The organism is Paracoccus sigandri, from assembly GCF_003709565.1.
Lineage (GTDB): Bacteria > Pseudomonadota > Alphaproteobacteria > Rhodobacterales > Rhodobacteraceae > Paracoccus > Paracoccus siganidrum.
This window is the reverse complement of record NZ_QNRC01000011.1, coordinates 131,871-153,482: the sequence shown is the minus strand read 5'-3', so window position 1 is coordinate 153,482 and position 21,612 is coordinate 131,871. Positions and strand designations below refer to the sequence as shown.

Genomic DNA, 21,612 nt, shown 5'->3' with positions numbered 1-21,612 from the left:
TACGCCCAGAGACATCTGATCGAATGCGTGCGCCTGTTCTCTCGAACCAGTGGCGTTCACAGGCTCACTCTCCAAGCTCAAGCAGTTCCGAAGGGTCGCCACGCGATACGAGAAAACCGCCAGAAACCACCTCGCCGTCATCACCATCGCTGCCATCGTCCTGTGGATCAAGTAAGTGTCCACAGAACCTAGAGCAGGAAATCGTCGGCATCCAGCTGCAGCCTGCCGGTCAGGTGGATCAGCATGTCGGCCTGGCCGTCGCCGTTCAGGTCGATGAGGATATGGGTGCGCTGGCCGACGATGTCCCAGCGAAGCTGGGCGGGGCCCGAGAAGCCGGCGCGGCCGATGAAGACCAGGTCCAGCGCCGACAGGTCCAGCCGGTCCGCGCCGGGCTGGAAATCGGTGACCAGGTCCGGCGCGGCGGGGCGGCTTTCGCTGGCCGCGCCCCAGGCGAAGACATCCCTGCCGGCGCCGCCGGTCATGGTGTCGCGGCCCGCGCCGCCCCGCAGCAGGTCGCGCCCGGCGCCGCCGAACAGCCGGTCATTGCCCGCCCCGCCCAGCAGCGTGTCGTCGCCGCCATCGCCGTAGAGCAGGTCGTCCCCGCCGCCGCCCAGCAGCCGGTCGTTGCCGGCGCCGCCGCGCAGCGTATCCTTGCCCGCGCCGCCCTGCAGAAGATCGTCGCCGGGGCCGCCGCGCAGCGTATCGTTGCCCATCCCGCCCAGCAGCCGGTCATTGCCGCCCCCCCCATCCAGCAGGTCGTTGCCGGCGCCGCCCTGCAGGGTGTCGTTCCCCGCCCCGCCCCACAGCCGGTCATTGCCGGGGCCGCCGGCCAGCCAGTCGTTGCCGGCCTCTCCGTAGAGCAGATCGTCGCCGGGGCCGCCGTTCAGCCGGTCGTTGCCGGCACCGCCCCAGAGCGAGTCGTTCCCCTGGCCCCCGAACATCCGGTCATTGCCCGCGCCGCCCAGCATCCGGTCGTTGCCGGGGCCGCCGTCCATATAGTCGTTGCCGCCGCCGCCCAGCAGCGTGTCGCGCCCGCCGCCGCCGAACAGCCGGTCATTGCCGGCGCCCCCCTCCAGCAGGTCGTTGCCATTGCCGCCGACCAGGCTGTCGCGCCCCGCCCCGCCGTGCAGCTTGTCATTGCCTGGCCCGGCGATCAGCGTGTCATGGCCGCCGCCGCCGATCAGCACATTGTTGCCCTGCATGTCCTGCAGCAGGTCGTTGCCGGCCTGGCCATGCAGCGTGTCGTTGCCCCGGCCGCCGATCAGCGTGTCGTGCCCCGCGCCGCCATAGAGCGTGTCGTTGCCCTCCTCTCCCATCAGCAGGTCGTCGCCGGGGCCGCCATAGAGCAGGTCCGGCCCGGCGCCGCCGCGCAGCGTGTCGTTGCCCTGGTCGCCGAACAGCGTATCGCGGCCCGGACCGCCCGACAGCGAATCATTGCCGGCATGGCCGCGCAGCATGTCGTTGCCCTGGTCGCCATTGATCGTGTCATGGCCCGCGAAGCCGAAGATGCGGTCGTTGCCCGGCCCGCCCGAGATGAAGTCCGACCCCTGCCCGCCCTGGATCACGTCATGGCCCGTGCCGCCGAAATGATAGCGGCCGATGGTGCTGGGCGTGTCCGAGGGCGCGATCTTCGCGGGGTCCAGCGGCGGCAGGTTGTAATGGGTGATCGCGAACAGGTCGTTGCCGAAATCCGCCGGACCCAGCGTGCGGCCGCCCTTCGAGAAGATGTCGATCACCGCCTCGCCATAGAAGATCTTGACGCCATAGCTCTGCGGCACGAAGCGCAGCTGCCAGGTGCTGCGCACCATGCCCAGTTGCGACAGGTCCAGCCGGTCGATCCCCACCTCGTAGTCGCGGATGGCGATGCGGCCCTTGAAATTCGCCGCCACGAAGACATCCGCCCCCGGCCCGCCCAGCAGCGCGATCGATTCGCTGGTCGCGATCAGGATGTCGTCGCCCGGCCCGCCCCCCATCCAGATCGTGCCGGGGCGCGACATCATCAGGTCGTTGCCGTCGGTCCCGGTCGGAGACCCCGCCGCCGCGATGCCGGTGAAACCGATGGCGCCGGGATCGAAGACCAGCTGGGTGATCCCCGGCTCGGTCCCGCTGGCGACGAAAAGCGCGATCCGGCCGTCCATCGCCCGCGCCTCGATCGCGGTGACATGGGCCAGGGTCATGTCGTGGCTGTCGGCGATGGTCGTCAGGTGCAGCAGCCGGCCGTCGGGCTGCAGCGTGAAGACGCTGATCCCGCCGTCGCGCCCGCCCGCGAAGACGAAGGCGCGGCCGTCGATCTCGGCCGTGGCCAGCGCCGTGACCGACTGGAAACGCGTCGTCAGTTCGTCGATGACATGGTCGCGCGCGATCAGCCGGCCATCGGCCTGCAGCTGGAACACGCTCAGCGAGGAAGAGCCCTGCGCCGCCATCACCAGGAAGGTCGCGCCGGCGGTCCGCACCGCCTCGACCGCGGTGGGCGTGTTGAAGCCGGTGCCGATCGCGCCGCCATGCAGCGCCCCCGCGCCCAGGCTGCCATCGGCGCCGACCAGATGGGTCGAGATGAAGTTCCCCAACCCCGAGATCGCCACGAGGATCTTCTGGCTGCCCAGATCCACCGCGATGATCCGGTCCAGCGAGGCGCCCTCGGGCACCAGCGTGCTGTTCAGCCGCAGGGTCGAGACATTGCCCAGCTGGCCGTCGCCCAGCAGCTTGCGCACGGAGATCGCCGCCTCGCCGATCCGGGCGGAATAGATGAAATCGCCCGACGGCGTGCTGAAATGGCCCAGCTCGGTCAACCGCGTGCCGATCTGGGCGGGGTTGAACAGCCGCGCGAAACCGCCCAGGTCGCCGCTGCCGTCCAGCGGGCTGGCGAAGGGCTCGGCCCCGCCCAGCCCCAGCTGGTAGAGCTGCGTGCCGCCCTCCAGCGCCAGGACCGAGGTCCGGGGCGTGGCGCGATAGGTCAGGCCGGACAGATAGGGCAGGTTGTCGACCAGTTGCAGCGGCTGGCCGGGATCGCTGATCGCGAAGCTTGACAGCCCGCCGCCGGGCTGGGTGGTGACGGTCAGGATCACCCGCCCGTCCACCAGTGCCAGCGTCAGGTCGGTGATGTTCGTCGTCCAGCGTGTGGGGGCGGCCCCATAGGTGGCCACCAGCCGATAGGCAACCATGTCCTGTCCGCGCATCCGGTTTCCGTGAACCGCCAGACTAGGCGGTCCCGCTTAACAGGCCATTGAACCGGCGGCGCGGGAAAGCCCCCGAATGCCCGGCATTTTATGCGAAAACCCGGCATTTTCGGGGCGGGTCAGTCCTGCGGGACCTGGTGGTGGAAGGCCAGCGGGCCGAACATGATCAGGCCGGGATTGGTAACGGCGGCGCCGCGCAACTCTCGCGCCAGCCCGTCGATGGTGGTGCGCAGCAGGCGCTGGCCGGGATGGCCGACGGCCTCGGCGAACAGCGCCGGCGTGTCGCCGGGCAGGCCATGGGCGCGCAGCCCCTCGGCCAGTTGCGGAAAGCTGCGCTGGCCCATGAAGACCACGGTCGTCACCGCCGGATCGGCGATGGCGGCCCAGTTGATGTCCTGGGGCAGGGTTCCGGTCACGTCGGCGCCGGTGATGAACTGCACCCGCCGCGCGGTCAGCCTGCGGGTCAGCGGCACGCCCGCCGCCGCCGCCGCCGCGCTGGCCGAGGTGACGCCGGGCACGATCTCGAAGGGGATGCCGGCCTCGGTCAGGGCGATCAGCTCCTCTTCCAGCCGCCCGAAGATCCCCGCATCGCCCGATTTCAGCCGCACGACGCGGCAGCCCGCCTGCGCATATTGCACCAGCAGCTGGTTCACATGTTCCTGCCGGGCCGAGGGCCGCCCCGCCCGCTTGCCCACCGCGATCAGTTCCGCCTGCGGACCCGCCTGGTCCAGCACCGGACCCGAGGCCAGGTCGTCGAACAGCACCACATCGGCCTCGGCCAGGCGGCGCGCGGCCTTCAGCGTCAGCAGTTCGGGATCGCCGGGACCGGCGGAAACCAGAGAGACGAAACCGGCATCGGGATTGGTATCGGACACGCGAGGACTTCCGGGCTGGGGCAAGGGACAGCTATACCACCCGGACCGGCGCTGACAATGCCGCAGCCCCGGCGCGCGGCGAAGAAACCCGCCGCGCGCGAAATATGCGCAAGGCCCTGGCGCGGAAGCGGCGAATGGCGGCCGCGATCTGCCGGTTTCGCCGCCTGCCGCCGAAATCGCGCCAGGGGCTCAGGACGACAGATAGGGCGCGATCGCGGCGCGGATCTTCGCGTCGCCGGGCCTGGTCATCGATCCCCAATGGCCCAGGATCCGCCCGTCCGGCCCCAGCACCAGCTTGTTGAAGTTCCATTTCGGCACGAAGCCGGTCTGCTCGCGCGCCCAGGCATAGAGCGGATGCACCTCGCCCCGCGCCACATGCAGGATGTCGGTCATCGGCAGGGTGATGCCATATTCCAGCGTGCAGAATTCCTGCACCTTCTGCGCGTTCTCCAGCTCCTGGTTGAAATCGTCCGAGGGGACCGCCAGCACCACCAGCCCCTGCGGCCCCAGCTCCTCGTGCAGCGCCTGCATGTCGCGCAGCTGGCCGGTGAAGCCGCAGAGCGAGGCGGTGTTGACCACCAGCACCGGCCGGCCGCGCCATTCGGCGCTGTCCAGCTGGCCGCCGTCGATCGAGGGGAAGGTGAAGCTGGGCGCCTCGCCCCCGGCCATGGCCGGGCGGCGGTGGATCAGCCCGGCGAAGATGGCCGAGACGGCGGTGGCGAGCGACAAGAACAGGCGGCGTTTCATCGGGCGGTCTCCTTCTTCGCATCGGCGGCACCGGAAAAGGCGCGGAAGGCCAGCAGCGCGGCCCCGGTGGCCGAAACCAGCAGCAGCAGCCAGTTGGGCGGCGACAGGTTGGCCGCGAAGATCCCCGCCAGCGCCCAGATCACCGCCACAGGATAGCCCCATTCCTCGGGGCGCGCAGCATGTATCGCCGCGGCCAGCGCCGTCACGCCCAGCAGGCTCAGCACCGCTGCCGCCTGCGCGGGCAGGATCCCGTGGCCGCCTATGAGGATCCCGACCGAGGCCCCCGAGGCCGCCGTCAGCCAGCCCGCATAGATCGCCAGCGGCCGCAGCAGCCACGGCCGGTCCCGCCCGCCCGCGCGCAGGAAGGCCGCCACCGCGAAGGCCAGCATCGCCAGGATCATCGCCGTGGCCCAGCCGGGCGAGCGGTTGGCGACCGGGATCCAGAAGATGCCGATGATCAGGCTGGCCAGCAGCGGCGGGCGCGCGCCCTGCCAGCCCGGCGCGTCAGAGGCCCTCCACAGCCCATAGGCCGATCCCAGGATCAGCCAGCCATAGATCAGCGTCCAGATCGCGAAGGTCCAGCCCGCCGGCTGGACGGGCGGGTCGTGCTGCGGGATCGGGAACAGGTCGGCCCGATAGCCGCCGAAGCCCGGAAACAGCAGCGGAGACGCGGCGAAGCCGATGGCCGCCAGCAGCACCGCATGGGCAAGGTATCTGTGCATCGTCACGCTCCGCGCTTGCGCCGCCAGGGTCGGGGTTCGGGTCGGGCCACGCTGACCGGAACGCAGCTCCGGCCCGCCGCGTTCCTTTCCCGAACCGGACGGTCTCCCCGATGGTTGCCTTGCGCCCCCGATGCGGGCAAGCATGGGCTCCGGCCGGTGTGAACGGCATCCGGCAGCGCGACAAGGACAAGATGAAGCTCAAGGAATTCGCCAAGGCGGTCGGCATGTCGCAGACCACCGTCAGCCGGGCGCTGAACGGCCATCCCGAGGTCAGCGAGGCCACCCGCGCCCGGCTGATCGAGGCGGCGCACCGCCTGGGCTATGCGCCCAATGCCCATGCACGGATGCTGGCCACGGGCCATGCCTCGACCATCGGCTGCGTCATCCCGATCGGCGGCCGGAACGAGCTGGTGAACCCGATCTATGCCGATTTTCTGGCCGGCGTGGGCGAGGTCTGCGCCCGCCGCAAGTTCGAGATCAACCTGACCGTCGTGCCCCAGGACGAACAGGCCGAGGCCTATCGCGCGCTGAAGTCCAAGGGGCTGGTCGGCGGGCTGATCGTGCAGTTCCCGCGCCGGGGCGACCCGCGCCTGGCGCTGCTGAAGCGGATCGGCCTGCCCTTCGTCGTCCATGGCCGGGTCGGCGACCATCCCGAGCCCTATTCATGGGTCGACGTGAACAACCTGCGCGCCTTCGAGCGCGGCACCCAGTTCCTGCTGCAGCTGGGCCACCGCCAGATCGCGCTGCTGAACGGCGACGAGGCGCATGACTTCGCCCTGCGCCGCCGCGAGGGCTTCCTGCGCGCGCTTGCTGCCGCCGGGCTGCCCGCGCCCGCCCCCGACCGGATGCTGAGCGGCGAGATGTCGGCAAGCTACGGCTATGCCGGGGCGGTGGCGCTGCTGTCCTCGGACAATCCGCCGACGGCGGTGCTGACCTCGTCCATCATGATCGCGATGGGGGTGAAGCAGGCGCTGGAGGAACGCGGGCTGCAGCCGGGGCGCGACCTGTCCATCGTCACCTTCGACGACGACCTGTCCTATTACAGCAATCGCGGCGCGGTGCCGGTCTTCACCGCCATGCGCTCTCCGGTGCGCGAGGCCGGGCGGCGCACCGCCGAGATGCTGATCGGCCTGATCGACGCGCCCGAGGGCAAGGCCGTGACCGAGCTTCTGGAGGCGGAACTGGTCGTCGGCCGCTCGACCGCGCCGCCGCGCTGCTAGCCTTTCGAAGACTCGTCGAAAGGCCGCAGGTCATTGTTCTTGCGCATTTCCGGGCGCAAAACCGGCATCCGCTCTTGCTGGAAATGCTTCAGCCGGTGCGCGGGATGGTTTCGGCGATGACCTCGGCGCGGGCCAGGTCCTCGGGCCGGTTCACGTTGAAGAACGGGTCATGGGGCCTGCTGTCCCAGATGGCGCGGCCGGGCTGGTGGCGGGCGGCGAAGGCCAGCACGCGGCGCTGGCCCGCCGCAAGCGTGGCGCGCAGGTCGTCGCGCAGGGCCACCGGCCACAGCGCGAAGGTCGGATGATCGCGCATCGCGCCCTGCGGATCGGGGCTGGCGGCGATGGCCAGGCCGGACGGCCCCGCCGCCTCGGCCAGCCGCCGCGCCAGGTCGGCGGGCGGAAAGGGCGTGTCGCCGGCGGCGGTCAGCACCGAGGGCGCGCCCAGCCCCGCCGCCCAGTCCATCGCCGCCAGCACCCCGGCCAGGGGACCGGGCCGGTCGGGCATCCCGTCCGGCAGGACCGGCAGCCCCAGATCGGCGAAACGCGCCGGATCGCCATTGGCGTTCAGCGCGACGGGCGCGCATTGCGGCGCCAGCCGGTCCAGCAGATGCGCGATCAGGCTGCGGCCGCAAATCCGCAGCAGCCCCTTGTCGCCGCCGCCCATGCGGCTGGACAGGCCGCCGGCCAGGATGACGGCGGGAAGCGGATCGTCCAGGGGCGCGCGCGGCATGGTCATCGCGCGACTGTGCCGCCGCGACGTGCGCGACGCAAGGGCTTCGGGGCAAGGGCGCGCGGGGGCTTTGCCCCCAGCCCTGCCGGCCCTTCGAGGGGGCCTGCAGGGCTTCCTCCGCCACCGGTCACCCGGCCAGCCTGGCGCCCTGCGGCAGCAGCCAGACGCCCTCGCGCGGGGTGTGGCTGACGCGCAGCTCGCAGCCATAGGCCTCGGACAGCAGGCGGTCGGTCATGACCTCGGCCGGGCTGCCCTCGGCCCGCGCGCGCCCGTCCTTCATCAGCAGCACGTGATCGGCGAACATCGCCGTCAGGTTCAGGTCGTGCATCACCGCGATCACCCCGCCGCCGCGGCGGGCGTAATCCTCGGCCAGCCGCATCACCGCCAGCTGATGGGCGATGTCCAGGCTGCTGACGGGTTCATCCAGGAACAGCCAGCACGGCCCGTCCTCGCCCACCGGATGCCAGACCTGCACCAGCGCGCGGGCCAGCTGCACGCGCTGCTGCTCGCCCCCCGACAGTTCCTGATAGAGCCGCCCGGCATGGCCCGGCAGCCCGACCTGCGCCAGCGCCGCGCGGATCAGCGCGCCGCGCTCGGCCTCGCCCGCCGCCAGCGAATGCAGCCCGATGCGGACGATCTCGGCCACGGTGAAGGGAAAGGACAGCGCGCTCTGCTGCGGCAGCACGGCGCGGCGGCGGGCCAGCATCTCGGGCCGCTGGCGGGCGATGGGCGCGCCGTTCAGCAGCGCCTCGCCGGCATGGGGGGCAAGCTCTCCGGTCAGCACCCGCATCAGGCTGGTCTTGCCCGAGCCGTTCGGCCCGATGATCGCCGTCAGCCGCCCCGCCTGCGCGGTCAGGTCGACCCCGTGCAGGATCGGCGCGCGACCAAGGCGCAGGCGCAGGTCGCGGGCGCAGACGCTCATAGGTCGATCACCCGGCGGTTCGACAGCAGCACCCACATGAAGAACGGCCCGCCGATCATCGCGGTGATGATGCCGATGGGCAGCTCGGCCGGGGCGATGACCGTGCGGCTGACCATGTCGGCGCAGACCAGGACCGAGGCGCCCAGCAGCGCGGAATTGACCAGCAGCCAGCGATGGTCCGGCCCGGTCAGAAGCCGCAGCAGATGCGGCACGACGATGCCCACGAAGCCGATCCCGCCCGAGATCGCGACCGAGGCGCCGGTCGCCGCCGCCGCCGTCAGGATCGCCACCGCCTTGACCCGCTGCACGCGGATGCCGACATGGGCGGCCGCCGCCTCTCCCAGCGCCAGGCCGTTCAACCCGCGCGCCAGGAAGGGCGCCGCCAGCAGCGCGGCGGCGATCAGCGGGCCGGCGGCCAGGATCTTGGTCCAGCTTGCCCCGGCCAGCGAGCCGAGGCCCCAGAAGGTCAGGTCGCGCAGCTGGCTGTCATTGGCGTAATAGACGATCAGCCCCGACAGCGCGCCGATCATCGCCGCCAGCGCGATCCCCGCCAGCAGCATGGTCGCGACCGAGGTGCGCCCGCGCCGGGTCGAGATGCCGTAGAGCAGCAGCATCGCCAGCCAGCCGCCGCCGAAAGCCGCCAGCGGCACCAGATGCCAGCCGGTGAAGGACAGGATCGCGGCCGGCAGCATCCCGCCCAGCACGATCCCCGAGATCGCCCCCAGCGAGGCCCCGGCGCTGACCCCCAGCAGGCCCGGATCGGCCAGCGGGTTGCGAAACAGCCCCTGCATCACCGCCCCCGACACCGCCAGCCCGGCGCCGACCAGGATCCCGGTCAGCAGGCGCGGCAGGCGGATGTCCACCAGCACGATGCGGTCGGTCGGCGCGATCTGCCGACCGGCCAGCCAGTCGGCCAGCACCCGCGGCGCCGAGACGCCCGAGGCGCCATGCCCCAGCGACAGGATCGCGACCAGCGCCAGCAGCAGGACCAGCAGCAGGCACAGCACCCGCCCGACATGGCGCCGGTCGCCCTCCAGCCGGTCGCCCTCCGGCCGGTCGCGGGGGGCGTCCACGGCGACCATCAGCTGCCCGCGCCATAGATGGCGTCGTGCAGCTCCAGCGCCGCCGCGCCGGTGCGCGGGCCGAAGCCCAGCAGCAGCAGACCGTCCATGGTGACGACCGCGCCGTCGCGCACCGCCGGGGTCACGGCCAGCGCCGGCATGGCAGCCAGTTCGGCAAGGCTGGCATTGTGGTCGGAATCGGCCTGGGCGTCGCCGCGCTGCATCATCAGGATGACATCGGGCGCGGCGGCGGTGACAGCCTCGTCGGTCATCGGCTTGTAGCCCTGGAAACCGCTGACCGCGTTCTCGGCCCCCGCCAGGCGGATGATCGCATCCGCGCCCGAGCCCTCGCCCCCGGCCATCACCCGGCCGCCCTGCAGGGACAGGATGAACAGCACGCGCTTCTTCTGGCCACCCCCGGCATTCGCTTGCTCGACGCGGGCCAGGTCGGCACGGATCTCCTCGATCACCGGGCCGGCCGCGTCGGGAACGCCAAGCGCCTCGGCCACGGCCTCGACCTTGCGGGCCAGCCCCTCGGCGTCATGGCCCTCGGGGATGGTCTCGAAGGGGATGCCCGCCTCTTGCAGCAGGGCGATGGTCTCGGGCGGGCCGGCGCCTTCCTCGGACAGGATCAGGTCGGGCTGCACCGACAGCACCCCTTCGGAGCTGAGCGCGCGCACATAGCCGACATCGGGCAGCGCCAGCACCTCGGGCGGGAAGCTGGAGGTCGTGTCGCGGCCGACCAGCCGGTCCTGCTGCCCCAGCGCGTGGACGATCTCGGTCACCGCGCCGCCAAGCGACAGCACGCGGCTGGCATCGGGATGCGGATCGGCCAGCGCGGGGCTGGCGCAGGCAAGCGCGGCGGCGGCGGCAAGGCGGATCAGGCGCGGCATGGTCATGCCTCCGCCTTCGCGGGCAGCCCGGCAACCAGCGCGGCCCAGCCCTCGGCATCGCCGCCCTTCTCGGGGCGCATCCCGAAGCACTGGAAGATCAGCTCGCCCGCCTCGTCGAAGGCCTCGACCGAGATCGCCGGGCCGCGTTTCGTCGGCTTGTCGACCAGCCAGACCTCGGCCACATGGTCGCCGCGCAGATGCAGGTTGAAGCGCGGGTCCATCACGTTCAGCCAGGGGCCCATCGGCTTCAGCGTCGCGATCGGGCCGGAATGGATCTCGATGCAGCCCGCATTGCCGACGAAGAACATCACCTGCTGGCCGCTGTCGCGCACCCGCTCCAGCAGCAGCGGCACGGCGGACACCTCCAGCTGCCGCGCCAAGGGCGCGCCGGCCAGGCGATAGGCGCCCAGCCGGTTCATCTTCAGCCGCCGCACCAGGGTGTTGAACTGATGCGTGTCGGTCATCCGCAGCCATTCCTGGCGCAGCGTTTCCGCCCGGTCCGCGGCGATGCGGGCGCCTTCGGGCGCGGGGCGGGGGGCGTAATCGGACAGGCCGGTCTGGTCGGGCAGCGCCAGGTCGCGGATCAGCGCCGACCAGGCCTGAAGGTCCGAGCCCGCGCGCAGGTGGATCTTGTGGACCGCATCGCCCGCCGCGTCGAAGACCTGGATCGAGCGGCGGGGGCCGCCCTCCGCCTCGACCTCGACGGCGAAGGCATGGACCCAGTGGCGCGGAAAGATGCGCAGGTCGATCTCGGCATCCAGGGTCATCGCGGCGTGGTCGCCGTCGTGGAAGTCGCGATAGGTGCCGAGTTTCTCGATCACGCAGGACCGGTTGCGGGTCAGCGCCATCACCTCGCCCAGGGTTTCGACCGCCGGGATCAGGCGGCCGGGCACGGCGTCGATCCTGACCGTGCCGAAACCCAGTTCGGCCTCGGCCAGCGCGGCCTCGGGCAGGCCAAGCTGGGCGGCAAGATCGAAGGGGCGGACGGTTGCTTCGCGCTTGATTTCGCGCAGCCGCGACGGGGTGAGATCGTTCATGGATGCCCTCGCTGAGGCCTGTGTGGATGACCCTGCGGCAGCCGGGCCTATACTTGACAGGTTTAGTCAGAATCAGTAGCCGCTGCAAGATGCGCGGCCATGCGATGCGGCGCGGCACCCGGCATGTTGCGATGGATCCTTGTGCGCCGGGCGATCCGACCCGCCCTGCGGCCCGCCCTGGACGGGCCGGGTGGGGGAAGGATCGGGACCGCGACCATGACGTCACGCCGCGCATCGGACGCCATTGCGGGCCGATGCGCCCTAAGCAGACCAAGGATCGACAGATGCGCCACCCCCTGATCGCCGCCCTTCTGGCCAGCGCCGCCGCCCTGCCCGCGCTGGCGCAGGAGGATCCCTATATGCTGCCCGAGATCACCATCCAGGCGGAAAGCAACACCACGCTGGAACAGCAGGGCTATGTCCCCATCGCCAGCCGCGAGGCGACCAGGCTGCAGACGCCCATCGCGAAGATCCCGCAGGCGATCAGCGTCGTCACCCAGGACCAGATCGAGGACCAGGCCCCGCGCAACCTCAACGAGGCGCTTGGCTATTCCGCCGGGGCCAATCCCAACAATTTCGGCTTCGACACCCGTTTCGACGCCTTCTTCCTGCGCGGCTTCCCGGCCTATTACAACGGCTGGTTCCGCGACGGGCTGCGGCAGCTGAGCGCGCCCACGGCCTGGTTCAAGTCCGAACCCTATGGGATCGAGGGCGCGGCGGTGCTGAAGGGCCCGGCCTCGTCGCTCTATGGCGTCAGCGGGCCGGGCGGCATCGTCAACCTGATCACCAAGCGGCCCAAGGACGAACCCTATCACGAGCTGGAATTCACCACCGGCGCCAATGACCGCGCGCAGATCGCGGCCGACATCTCGGGGCCGCTGGGGGAGGGCGGCCACCTGTCCTATCGCCTGACCAGCCTGCTGCGGCAGTCGAACAGCGACCTGCCCGGCTATGCCGACGACAAGGTCTATGTCGCCCCGGCGCTGACCTGGGACGACGGCGTGACGCGGCTGACGGTGCTGGCGGAAAGCACGCATTCGCTGACCGGCGGCACGGCGGCCTTCTACAACCCGGCCCATGGCGAGGTCTCGGATCTCTATGAGGGCGACCCCGACTACAACGATTTCGAACAGAACCAGTGGCGGATCGGCTATGAGCTGGAACATGCGCTGACCGATACGCTGACCCTGCGCCAGAACTTCCGCGCCGCCCATGTCGATATCGACCTGGAATACAGCGGCCACGATGACGCGGGCGGCATGCTGAACCGCTATTGGGGCCATTACCTGGAAGAGGTGGACACGCTGGTGCTGGACAGCGGGCTGCGCTGGAACGTCGCGACCGGGGCCGTCGAGCACGAGATCCTTGCCGGCATCGACCTGACCCGTGCCGATTACGACAGCCACAGCGCGATCGGCTATGTCTCGGCCGAGGACACCGCGGCGATCGAGCCCCCCTTCGCGGGCGGCCAGAAGACCCGGCAGGCGGGCATCTACCTGCATGACCAGATGCGCTTCGGCAGCTGGCAGGTCTTCGCCAGCGCCCGCTACGACCATGTGCGCACGACCGAGACCGCCTGGGACGGCAGCCAGACCCGGCAGACCGATACCGGGCGCTCGGGGCGGCTGGCGGTCAGCCATGAATGGGACAACGGGGTGATGGCCTATGGCAGCCTGTCCACCTCGTTCTCGCCCAACCTGGGGATGGTGTATGACGGCGGCCCCGACGATCCCGGCCGCGCGGCAGATCCCACGCAATCGACCCAGCGCGAGATCGGCCTGAAATACGCGCCCGAGCACAGCAACCTGCTGATCTCGGCCGCGCTGTTCGACATCGACCAGCGCGACGGGGTGGTGCTGGATGCCTCGACCCGCGAGAACCGCCAGCGCCAGCTGGACCTGAACAGCCGCGGCTTCGAGCTTGAGGCCCAGGCGAACTGGGACAACGGCTTCAGCCTGATCGCCGCCTATGCCCATCAGCGGGTCAAGATCGAGCGGGGCCGCGACGGCGGCACCGGCGCCGACACCTCGGGCAACGAACTGTCCGCGACGCCGAACGACACGCTGTCGGTCTGGGGCAAGTATCAGCTGCAGGCGGGCAGGCTGGACGGGCTGAGCCTGGGGCTGGGCCTGCGGCTGGTCGGCGAAAGCTATGGCGACGATGCCAATACGATCACCAACGAGGCGCGCGGCTATGTCGACATGGCCCTGGCCTATGACATCCCGCAGGCGCCGGGGGTGCAGCTGCAGCTGAACGTCAAGAACCTGCTGGACGAACAGAAGACCACCTGCACCGCCGGCTATTGCTATCGCGACGAGGGCCGGACCTGGACGGCCAGCCTGCGCAAGCGGTTCTGATCATGCGCGCCGGGGGACAGGTCGCGGTTCTGTCGGGGCTCTGGGCGGCCTATGTCGCGCAGAGCGTGATCGGCGGGCTGACCTGGGGCGGGCTGCCCGCGGTGCTGCGCGCGCAGGGGCTGCCGCTGGACCAGATCGGCCTGCTGTCGCTGCTGGTCGCGCCCTGGGCGCTGAAGGTGCTGTGGTCGCCCTGGATCGAGGGCTGGCGCCTGCCCGGCGGCCGCGCCCCCCGCAGCGGCGCGCTGGCGCTGGCCTTCGGCGCCGTGGCGGTGGCCGGGCTGGCAGCGGCCGGGGCGCTGGGGCTGCAGCCGCTGCTGCCGGTGCTGGCCTGCCTGATGGTGGTGGCCTTCGCCACCGCCACCGTCGACATCGCGGTCGATGGCCATGCCGTCGGCGCGCTCAGCCGGGCGCAGCATGGCTGGGGCAATGCCGCGCAGGTGGGCGGCGCCTATGTCGGCGCGGCGATCGGCGGCGGCGCCTTCCTGGTCGCGGTCGACCGCTGGGGCTGGAGCGCGGGCACCTGGCTGATGGCGGCGCTGGTCGCGGCGCTGCTGGCGGGCTTCGCGGTCTCGGCGCGCGGGGCCGAGGCCGCGCCCTCGGCCGGGGCCGCCGCGCCCAGCCTGAAACGCGCCCTGCGCCGCCCCGAGATCCGGCGCGGCCTGGTCCTGACCGCGCTGTTCGTTCTGGCGCAGAAGGCGGCGATGGGGATGCTGGGGCCGTTCCTGATCGACCTGGGCCTGCCGCTGGGGACGGTCGGGCTGCTCAATGGCATCGCCAGCCTGGGGCTGGGGCTGCTGGGCGCGCTGGCCGGGGGCGCGGCGGTGCGGCGCTGGGGCGTGCGCGCCGTGCTGACCGGCGCACTGCTGGCCCAGGCGCTGATGGTCGGGCTGCTGGCGCTGGGGGCGCTGGGGCTGCCGCTGCCGCCGGTGCTGCTGGTGGCGGCGGCGCTGCTGTCGGGCTCGGCGCTGATGGCGCTTGGCTTCACCGCGCTTTACGCGCAGTTCATGCGCTGGTCCGACAGCGCGCAGGGCGGGGTGGATTTCACCCTGTTCCAATGCCTCGACGGCGCGCTGAGCATGGCGATCGGCCTGGTCGCGGGCCTGATCGCCGAACATGCCGGCTATGGCGCCTTCTTCGCCATCTGTGCTTTACTTCCGCTGATCGTGGCAGCGCGGCTGTCGCGCCTTGCCGCGCTGGCCCCCGGACAACCCGCTTAAGACCCGACATCCCGCATGAGACACGACCCGCTGCCCCCCTATCAATCCGAAGCGCAGCTGGCGCTGTTGCCCTTCGCGGCGGCGGATGCCCTGCTGCGCGCCGAGGCCGCCGAACACGGGCTGGAGCTGCATTCGGGCCACGGCCGCTCGACCTGGTGCAAGGTCGAGGGCGGCGAGTTCGGCGCCCGGATGGGACCCGAGGGCAGCATCCTCTATGCCCGCGCCCACAGCCGCGAGATGCTGTTTTCCCTGCAGGAGGCGATCGTCGCGCATCTGGCGGAAGCCCTGCCCGAGGCGGCGGCGGCGCTGCGCTGGTCCTCGATCGACCGGCCGGGGGCGCATCCGCCGAATTTCAGCCTGGCCCGCGTGGCGGGCATCAGGCCCATCAGCGCCGATTTCCTGCGGCTGCGGCTGGAAGCGCCAGACCTGCACCGCTTCGCGCGGCAGATCATCCATTTCCGGCTGATCCTGCAACCCCCGGACGCGGCCAGGCCGCAATGGCCGGTGATCGGCGAGAACGGCCAGACCCTCTGGCCGCAGGGCCGGGCCGCGCTGCACCGTCCGGCCTATACCGTGCGCGCCATCGACGCGGAGGCGGGCTGGATGGAGACCGACATCTTCGTCCACGCGGGCGGGCGGGCCTGCGCCTGGGCCGCCGAGGCCGCGCCGGGCAGCCAGGTCGGGCTGACCGGCCCCGGCGGCGGCGGCATCCCCGTCGCGCAAAGCCTGCTGATCGCGGGGGACGAGACCGCCTATCCCGCGCTGGCCCGGATCCTTGCCGCGCAGGCGCCCCAGGCAAGCGGCGAATGCCTGCTGCTGGGCGCGCGCGACGACTATCCCCTGCCCGCCCATCCGGGCATTCGCGTGACCCATGCGCCGCGGGGCGAAGCCGCGCTGGCCGACCGCCTGCGCCGCGAGGGCTGCCCGGCGCAGCAGATCTGGATCGCCACCGAGCGCAACCGGCTGGAGCCGCTGAAACAGGCGATCGCCCAGGATCCGGGCATCGACCGCAAGCGCACCCATCTGGCCGCCTACTGGACGGCCTGACCCGGCCCCCTTGGTCTGCCCCCGATCTGGCACGACCGGTCTGGCGCGACTGGTCCGGCACGTCGGCGGGCATTCCGGGCAGCGGGGCGCGGGAAACCGCCGGTCCGGGCCGGCCCGCGGGCCCGAGCGGGACTTCGCCCACCCCGCCGGGCGGTTTCAGCAGGGTTCGGCCATGCCCCGCCCGGCCATCTGCCACCATCCGGCCGGCTGCGCTAGACTTGCCGCATGGGTATCATGCTGTTCCTTCCCCTGACCGCGCTTGCCGCATTCCTCGTCGGTCTGGACCGCACCGGCAAGGCGCGCACGCTGGCCTTCGGCTTCGGCACGCTGGCCACCGCCGTCTGGCTGTGGGTCGTGGTGGCGCTGGTCGCGGTCAGCCGCCCCTTCTGACCTCTCGCCCCGCGGCGTCAGGCATGGTGCAGGACCAGCGGTCGGCCCAGATGGCTGCCGATGCTGACCGGCGTGTCGTAAAGCCCGCTCAGCACGGCTTCGGTCAGCACCGCCTCGGGCGGGCCCTCGGCGGCGATGCGGCCGTCCTTCATGGCGATGATGTGGTCGGCCCATGCGGCGGCATAGTTGATCTCGTGCACGACCATGACCGCGCTGCGGCCGCCGTCGCGCACCAGGCCGCGCAGCCGCGCCATCAGCGCGCGGGCATGGGCCATGTCCAGGTTGTTCAGCGGCTCGTCCAGCAGCAGCCAGTCGGTGGCCTGGGCGAAGCTCATCGCGATATGGGCGCGCTGGCGCTGCCCGCCCGAGACCTCGTCCAGGAAGCGCCCGGCGATGCCCGCCAGGCCGAAGGCGTCCAGCGCGGCCTCGACGGCGGCCTGGTCGGCGGGGCCGGGACGGCCGCGATGATGCGGCCAGCGGCCGAAGCCCACCAGCTCGCGCAGGCGCAGGCGGCTGGCGATATGGGTCTGCTGGCCAAGGATCGCCAGCTTCAGCGCCAGCCGCTCGGTGGGCGTCCGGCCGACGTCCAGCCCGTCGACCTCGATCCGGCCCGCCTGGCAGGGCTCCAGCCGCCCGATCAGCCGCAGCAGCGTCGATTTCCCCGCCCCGTTCGGCCCGATCAGCGCGGTCAGGCGGCCGGCGGGCATGGCGGCGGTGATGTCGTGCAGGATCGGGGCGGTGCCGATGCGGTGGCTGACGCCGGTGATCTGGATCATCGGATGCGGCCTTTCAGCAGAAGATAGAGGAAGAACAGCCCGCCCGCGAATTCGACCACCACGGACAGCGTCGCGGCCTGGCCCATCGCGCGCTCGAACAGCAGCTGGCCGCCGACCAGGATATTGGCGGCGATCAGCGCGGCGGCGGGCAGCAGCGCGGCATGGCGGGCGCTGCGCATGACGCCATGCGCCATGCCGGCGACGATCAGCCCGAAGAAGGTCACAGGCCCGACCAGCGCCGTCGAGACCGAGACCAGCACCGCCACCAGCGCCAGGACGCCGATCACCATCCCGTCGAAGCGCAGCCCCAGCGAGACGGCGGGATCGCGCCCCAGCGCCAGCACGTCCAGCCGCGCCGCCAGGGCCAGCGCGACCGCGATCCCCGCCAGGGTCAGCGCGGCGGCGAAGGGCAGCAGCGCCGCATCCACGCGCGAGAAGCTGGCGAAACTGGCCCCCTGCACCACGGCGAATTCGTTGGGGTCCAGGATCCGGGCCACGAATTCGGACATGGCGCGGAACATGACGCCCAGGATCACCCCGGTCAGGATGGTGCGCGGGATGTCGCGCGCGCCGCGTCCCAGCAGCAGCCCGAACAGCAGGCAGGCCAGCAGCGTCATCAGCGCCACCTCGGCCGCGAATTTCGTCCCCGTGGGCAGGGCGGCGAAGCCCGCGACGCCAAGGCCCGCGACCAGCAGCGTCTGCAGCAGCACGTAAAGCGCGTCGAATCCCATGATCGAGGGGGTCAGCACCCGGTTGGCCGAGACGGTCTGGAACAGCACCGTCGCCACCGAGACCGAGGCCGCCACGGTGACCAGCCCGCCCAGCTTGACCGCCCGCAGCTCCAGGATGAAGCCGCGATTGCCGGTGCCCAGCCCCTGGAACAGCCACAGGCCCGACAGCGCCAGCAGCAGCCCCGTCAGCCCGGCCAGCACCAGGCCCGCGCGCCTATCCATGGGCCTGTCCGCGCGCCTGTCCATTGGCGGGCCGGCGATGCAGGATCCACAGGAACAGCCCGGCCCCGATGACGCCGAGGACCAGCCCGACCGGCAGCTCGTAGGGGTGGCGGACCAGCCGTCCCAGGATGTCGCAGGCCAGCACCAGAGCCGCCCCGGACAGCGCCACCACCGGCAGCGAGGCGCGCAGGTTGTCGCCCATCACGCGCGAGACCAGGTTGGGCACGACCAGCCCGACGAAGGGGATCATGCCCACGGTGGTCACCACCATCGACGTCACCACCGCGACCACGACCAGCCCCAGCCGCATCACCGCCCGGCCCGACAGGCCCAGCCCCGTCGCCACCTGGTCGCCAAGCCCCAGGATCGCGAAACGATCCGCCGCGAACCAGGCCAGCGCCGCCGCCGCGCCCGCGACCCATAAAAGCTCGTAGCGCCCCGCCAGCACGCCCGAGAAATCCCCCGCCATCACCCAGGCGTTCACATATTGCAGCAGGTCGGTCTGCCAGCCGATGAAGGTCACGACCGAGCCCAGCACGCCCGACAGCACCAGCCCGGCGATGGGGACCAGCATCACCTCGCGCACCGGCAGGCGGCGGATGATCGCCAGGAACAGCGCGGTCGTGGCCATCGCGCAGAGGCTGGCGGCAGCCATCCGCAGCCAGACCGGGCTGGCCGGCCACAGGATCGCGACCAGCAGCAGCCCAAGCGCCGCGCCCTCGGCCGTGCCCGCGGTTTCCGGGCCGACGAAGCGGTTGCGCACCAGCGACTGGATCACCACCCCCGCGACGGCCAGCGCCGCCCCGGTCAGCACCACCGCCAGCGTGCGCGGCAGCCGCGATTCCATCAGCACCAGCAGCGCCTGCGGATCGCCGCCGGCCCGCAGGATGTCGACGCTGGAGGCGCCGGTCATCAGGCTGGCCGCCATCAGCGGCGGCAGCAGCAAGGCCAGGGCGGGCAGCAGCCGCATCAGTCCAGAAGCGCCTCGGCCAGCCGGTCCAGGCTGTCGCTGAGCGAGGTATGGCCGCCGGCCGAGATATAGGTCTCGGAGGGGTCCAGATAGACCACCTGCCCCCGCTGCCAGGCGGTCGTGCCCTCGATCAGCGCATTCCTCAGCGTGGCCTCGGCGGTCTGGCCCTCCTCGCCGATGGCGGCGCCGCGGTCGATCACGATCAGCCAGTCGGGATTGGCCTCGGCGATGAATTCATGGCTGATCGCATCGCCATGGGTGGCGGCGTCCAGCCCCTTCACGGCCTCGGCCAGCCCGGTCGCGTCGAAGACCCAGCCGAAGCGCGACCCCCTGCCATAAGAGGACATCTTCGGCCCGTTGGTCATCACCACCAGCGCCGTCTGCCCCTCGCCCGCCGCCTGCAGGGCCGCCAGATTGCGATCCAGCGCGCCGGCCAGGGCCTCGGCCTCGGCCTCCTTGCCGAACAGCGTGCCATAGGCTTCCAGCCGGGCCTTCGCATCCGCCAGCAGGTCGGTGCCGATGGTCATGTCGATGGCCGGCGCCACGCGGGACACCGAGGCCAGCTGCGTCGCCGAGCGGCCGCCGACGACGATCAGGTCGGGGGCAAGCCCGGCCAGCGCCTCCAGGTCGGGTTCGTGCAGGGTGCCGGCGGGCGCGGCCTCCATCACCTGCGGCAGGTAATCGACATAGAGCTGGTCGGGCCGCCCGACCGGCTGCACCCCCAGCGCCGCCAGCGTGTCCAGCGCGGCCACGTCCATCACCGCCACCCGGCCCGGATTGGCGGGCAGCGTCGCCTCGCCCTGGACCGTGGCGATCGTCACCTCATCGGCGACGGCGGCGGAACACAGCGAAACGGCCAGAAGGCCGGACAGGGCAAAACGGCGCATGATATCATCCTTCCCGTGGCGGTCCCCCTCCCTTAGCCAGCGCCCCGTCCGAGGTAAAGATTGGCTGAATAAAACCGTCGGGAATTGCGGCCCGGCTGCGGCGGGACTATCTGGGGGGCAAGGCGGCCCGTTGCCGCGCAAGGTTCAGAAAGGCGATTTGATGCAATCCACGGCAGATTTCCCCACCGCGCGCGGCGCGCAGCTGATGCAGACCATGGCCAAGCATTTCGGCCACAAGATCGAGGTCGAGATCACCGAGACCCGCGCCCTGATGCGGTTCCAGCCGGGCGACGCATGGGCCGAGATCGTGCCCGAGGGGCTGCGGCTGACCGTCCGCTCGGACACGCCCGAGGGTGTGGCGCGGGTCCGCGAGGTCGTCGAAAGCCACCTGCTGCGCTTCGCCCATCGCGAGGATCCCCGGCCGCTGGTCTGGGCCGAGCCCGCATGAATGCCGCGCCCGACTGGATCGCGGCCGAGGCCGGTCCCGGCGGGCTGCGCCTGTGGGCGATGCGCGGGGCCGAGGTCGCGGCCCGCCAGGACGTCGCCGACCTGGCGGCGGCGCGCGCGGCCTGGCCCGGCCTGCCGCTGCTGCTGGCCGCGCCCGAGGACTGGCCGGGCCTGCCGGAGCCGCGCCCGGTGCCCGCCACCGGACTGATCCTGCATCCCGCGCCGGATGCCGAGCGTGTGTGGCTGGTCGGCCCGCTTGCCCAGCAGGACCCGCCCGACCGGCTGGCGGGCGGCGCGGCTCAGGTCGCCGGGCTGCTGGAAGCGCAGCCGCATTTCGACGGCGTCGCCCTGCTGACCGGGCCGCGCAGCCATTGGCTGCGCCTCTCGGCCGGCGAGATCTGCCATTTCCACAGCTTCCTGACCGGCGAATTGCTGGCGCTGCTCTCTGCCGCCGCGCCCGATGGCGCGGGTTTCGACGAGACGCTGGACGAGGCTTTGTCGTGCCCGCATCGCGCCTATGGCCGGCTGGCGGCGCTGCGTGATACGGGGGACGGGGCGCGGCTGGCCGGGCTGCTGGTCGGGCTGGAACTGGCGGCGGCCAAGCCCTATTGGCTGGGCCAGCAGGTCGCGATCCTGGGCGAGGCGCCGCTGCGGGACCTCTATGCCCGCGCGCTGGCCGCGCAGGGCGTCGCCACCCTGCAGCCCGATCCCGAATCCGCGCTGCTGGCGGGGCTGCACGCCGCATGGAAGGGCCTCGCGGCGGCGGGGTAAGGAAATCGCCGGCGCGATTCGACGCGCCCATCACCAGATCTGGTGTTCCTGCAACCGGGCGAAATTTATTTCCGGCGGGCTTGACAGGCTGCCCGGCCAGCACCGGCTGGGCATTTCCCTTTTTGTTCTCACCACTACCGGCTGGGGCCAAATCCGTTTTCACCTACCAGATATAGTTGACAGCGGCGTGAATTGGGGGCCTATTAGGGGGGTCCAGGTTCATCGGCTTCGGCCGGCGAGCAAGAGGGAAGATCGGTGAAATGCCGACGCTGCCCCCGCAACTGTAAGTGGTAGGCAAGGCTGACGATGCCACTGGAGCGATCCGGGAAGGCCAGCCAAGCAAGGCCGCAAGCCAGGAGACCTGCCTGGACGACGAAAACACGAAACCGCGCGGCGGGCGCGGGGCTGTGATGT

The 21,612-nt window shown here is 71.5% G+C and carries 20 protein-coding genes and 1 riboswitch; of the genes, 7 read left to right on the top strand and 13 right to left on the bottom strand.

The features are described 5' to 3' along the window. Positions 1-188: 188 nt before the first annotated feature. From C9E82_RS25270 to C9E82_RS12230, 4 genes are all read right to left on the bottom strand, one after another. Positions 189-3,176, bottom strand: coding sequence for a M10 family metallopeptidase C-terminal domain-containing protein (locus C9E82_RS25270; protein WP_183154071.1), 2,988 nt, complete (start codon positions 3,174-3,176; stop codon positions 189-191). Positions 3,177-3,295: 119 nt separating this feature from the next. After that, positions 3,296-4,051: a uroporphyrinogen-III C-methyltransferase gene (cobA, locus tag C9E82_RS12240; protein WP_119899633.1), complete on the bottom strand. Its 756-nt coding sequence runs from the start codon at positions 4,049-4,051 to the stop codon at positions 3,296-3,298. A 189-nt stretch (positions 4,052-4,240) separates the two neighbouring features. Continuing rightward, positions 4,241-4,798 (bottom strand): glutathione peroxidase, encoded by a 558-nt coding sequence (locus C9E82_RS12235; RefSeq protein ID WP_119899635.1) that lies wholly within the window; start codon positions 4,796-4,798, stop codon positions 4,241-4,243. After that, the gene (locus C9E82_RS12230; protein ID WP_119899637.1) at positions 4,795-5,520 is read right to left on the bottom strand and encodes a TspO/MBR family protein; all 726 of its coding nucleotides are present in this window, start codon (positions 5,518-5,520) and stop codon (positions 4,795-4,797) included. The genes C9E82_RS12235 and C9E82_RS12230 overlap by 4 nt, the downstream gene beginning before the upstream one ends. Positions 5,521-5,678: 158 nt before the next feature. Here C9E82_RS12230 and C9E82_RS12225 point away from each other — a divergent pair, with 158 nt between their 5' ends. Beyond that, positions 5,679-6,740, top strand: a complete 1,062-nt coding sequence (locus tag C9E82_RS12225; protein WP_280524947.1) for a LacI family DNA-binding transcriptional regulator — start codon at positions 5,679-5,681, stop codon at positions 6,738-6,740. Between the two features lie 88 nt (positions 6,741-6,828). Here the strand turns inward: C9E82_RS12225 and mobA are convergent, their stop codons facing one another. The 5 genes from mobA to C9E82_RS12200 form a co-directional block, all read right to left on the bottom strand. Further along, positions 6,829-7,476 (bottom strand): molybdenum cofactor guanylyltransferase MobA, encoded by a 648-nt coding sequence (gene mobA, locus C9E82_RS12220; RefSeq protein ID WP_240643618.1) that lies wholly within the window; start codon positions 7,474-7,476, stop codon positions 6,829-6,831. 121 nt (positions 7,477-7,597) lie between these two features. After that, the gene (locus C9E82_RS12215; RefSeq protein WP_119899643.1) at positions 7,598-8,392 is read right to left on the bottom strand and encodes a heme ABC transporter ATP-binding protein; all 795 of its coding nucleotides are present in this window, start codon (positions 8,390-8,392) and stop codon (positions 7,598-7,600) included. Beyond that, positions 8,389-9,474, bottom strand: coding sequence for a FecCD family ABC transporter permease (locus C9E82_RS12210; protein WP_119899645.1), 1,086 nt, complete (start codon positions 9,472-9,474; stop codon positions 8,389-8,391). Before C9E82_RS12210 ends, C9E82_RS12215 begins: the two co-directional genes overlap by 4 nt. Next, positions 9,474-10,352 carry an ABC transporter substrate-binding protein gene (locus tag C9E82_RS12205; RefSeq protein ID WP_205962203.1) on the bottom strand — a complete coding sequence of 293 codons (879 nt, stop codon included), beginning with the start codon at positions 10,350-10,352 and terminating at the stop codon, positions 9,474-9,476. Before C9E82_RS12205 ends, C9E82_RS12210 begins: the two co-directional genes overlap by 1 nt. After that, positions 10,349-11,383: a hemin-degrading factor gene (locus C9E82_RS12200; RefSeq protein ID WP_119899647.1), complete on the bottom strand. Its 1,035-nt coding sequence runs from the start codon at positions 11,381-11,383 to the stop codon at positions 10,349-10,351. Before C9E82_RS12200 ends, C9E82_RS12205 begins: the two co-directional genes overlap by 4 nt. A 284-nt stretch (positions 11,384-11,667) precedes the next feature. Here C9E82_RS12200 and C9E82_RS12195 point away from each other — a divergent pair, with 284 nt between their 5' ends. From C9E82_RS12195 to C9E82_RS24510, 4 genes are all read left to right on the top strand, one after another. Next, a complete protein-coding gene (locus C9E82_RS12195) occupies positions 11,668-13,740 on the top strand; it encodes a TonB-dependent siderophore receptor (protein WP_119899649.1) in 2,073 nt (690 codons plus the stop codon). A gap of 2 nt (positions 13,741-13,742) precedes the next feature. Next, positions 13,743-14,957 carry an MFS transporter gene (locus tag C9E82_RS24100; protein ID WP_147393120.1) on the top strand — a complete coding sequence of 405 codons (1,215 nt, stop codon included), beginning with the start codon at positions 13,743-13,745 and terminating at the stop codon, positions 14,955-14,957. Positions 14,958-14,972: 15 nt separating this feature from the next. Further along, on the top strand, positions 14,973-16,004 hold the full coding sequence (locus C9E82_RS12185) for a siderophore-interacting protein (RefSeq protein WP_119899651.1): 1,032 nt from the start codon (positions 14,973-14,975) through the stop codon (positions 16,002-16,004). Positions 16,005-16,238: 234 nt separating this feature from the next. After that, complete coding sequence (locus C9E82_RS24510; RefSeq protein ID WP_170162132.1) at positions 16,239-16,394, top strand: hypothetical protein; 156 nt, start codon at positions 16,239-16,241, stop codon at positions 16,392-16,394. A gap of 17 nt (positions 16,395-16,411) precedes the next feature. Here C9E82_RS24510 and C9E82_RS12180 read toward each other — a convergent pair whose 3' ends face one another. The 4 genes from C9E82_RS12180 to C9E82_RS12165 are packed head-to-tail and all read right to left on the bottom strand — an operon-like array spanning position 16,412 to position 19,980. Then, complete coding sequence (locus tag C9E82_RS12180; protein WP_119899653.1) at positions 16,412-17,170, bottom strand: iron ABC transporter ATP-binding protein; 759 nt, start codon at positions 17,168-17,170, stop codon at positions 16,412-16,414. Beyond that, the gene (locus tag C9E82_RS12175) at positions 17,167-18,123 is read right to left on the bottom strand and encodes an iron chelate uptake ABC transporter family permease subunit (RefSeq protein WP_119899655.1); all 957 of its coding nucleotides are present in this window, start codon (positions 18,121-18,123) and stop codon (positions 17,167-17,169) included. The genes C9E82_RS12180 and C9E82_RS12175 overlap by 4 nt, the downstream gene beginning before the upstream one ends. Beyond that, on the bottom strand, positions 18,116-19,093 hold the full coding sequence (locus C9E82_RS12170) for an ABC transporter permease (RefSeq protein WP_119899657.1): 978 nt from the start codon (positions 19,091-19,093) through the stop codon (positions 18,116-18,118). Before C9E82_RS12170 ends, C9E82_RS12175 begins: the two co-directional genes overlap by 8 nt. Beyond that, complete coding sequence (locus C9E82_RS12165) at positions 19,093-19,980, bottom strand: siderophore ABC transporter substrate-binding protein (RefSeq protein WP_119899659.1); 888 nt, start codon at positions 19,978-19,980, stop codon at positions 19,093-19,095. The genes C9E82_RS12170 and C9E82_RS12165 overlap by 1 nt, the downstream gene beginning before the upstream one ends. Positions 19,981-20,140: 160 nt before the next feature. Here C9E82_RS12165 and C9E82_RS24505 point away from each other — a divergent pair, with 160 nt between their 5' ends. Further along, entirely contained in the window at positions 20,141-20,428 is a 288-nt protein-coding gene (locus C9E82_RS24505) for a DUF2218 domain-containing protein (protein WP_170162133.1), read from the top strand. After that, positions 20,425-21,198, top strand: coding sequence for a 2-dehydro-3-deoxygalactonokinase (locus tag C9E82_RS12155; protein ID WP_119899665.1), 774 nt, complete (start codon positions 20,425-20,427; stop codon positions 21,196-21,198). Before C9E82_RS24505 ends, C9E82_RS12155 begins: the two co-directional genes overlap by 4 nt. A gap of 198 nt (positions 21,199-21,396) precedes the next feature. Further along, positions 21,397-21,581, top strand: a riboswitch (cobalamin riboswitch). The last annotated feature ends 31 nt before the right edge of the window (positions 21,582-21,612 follow it).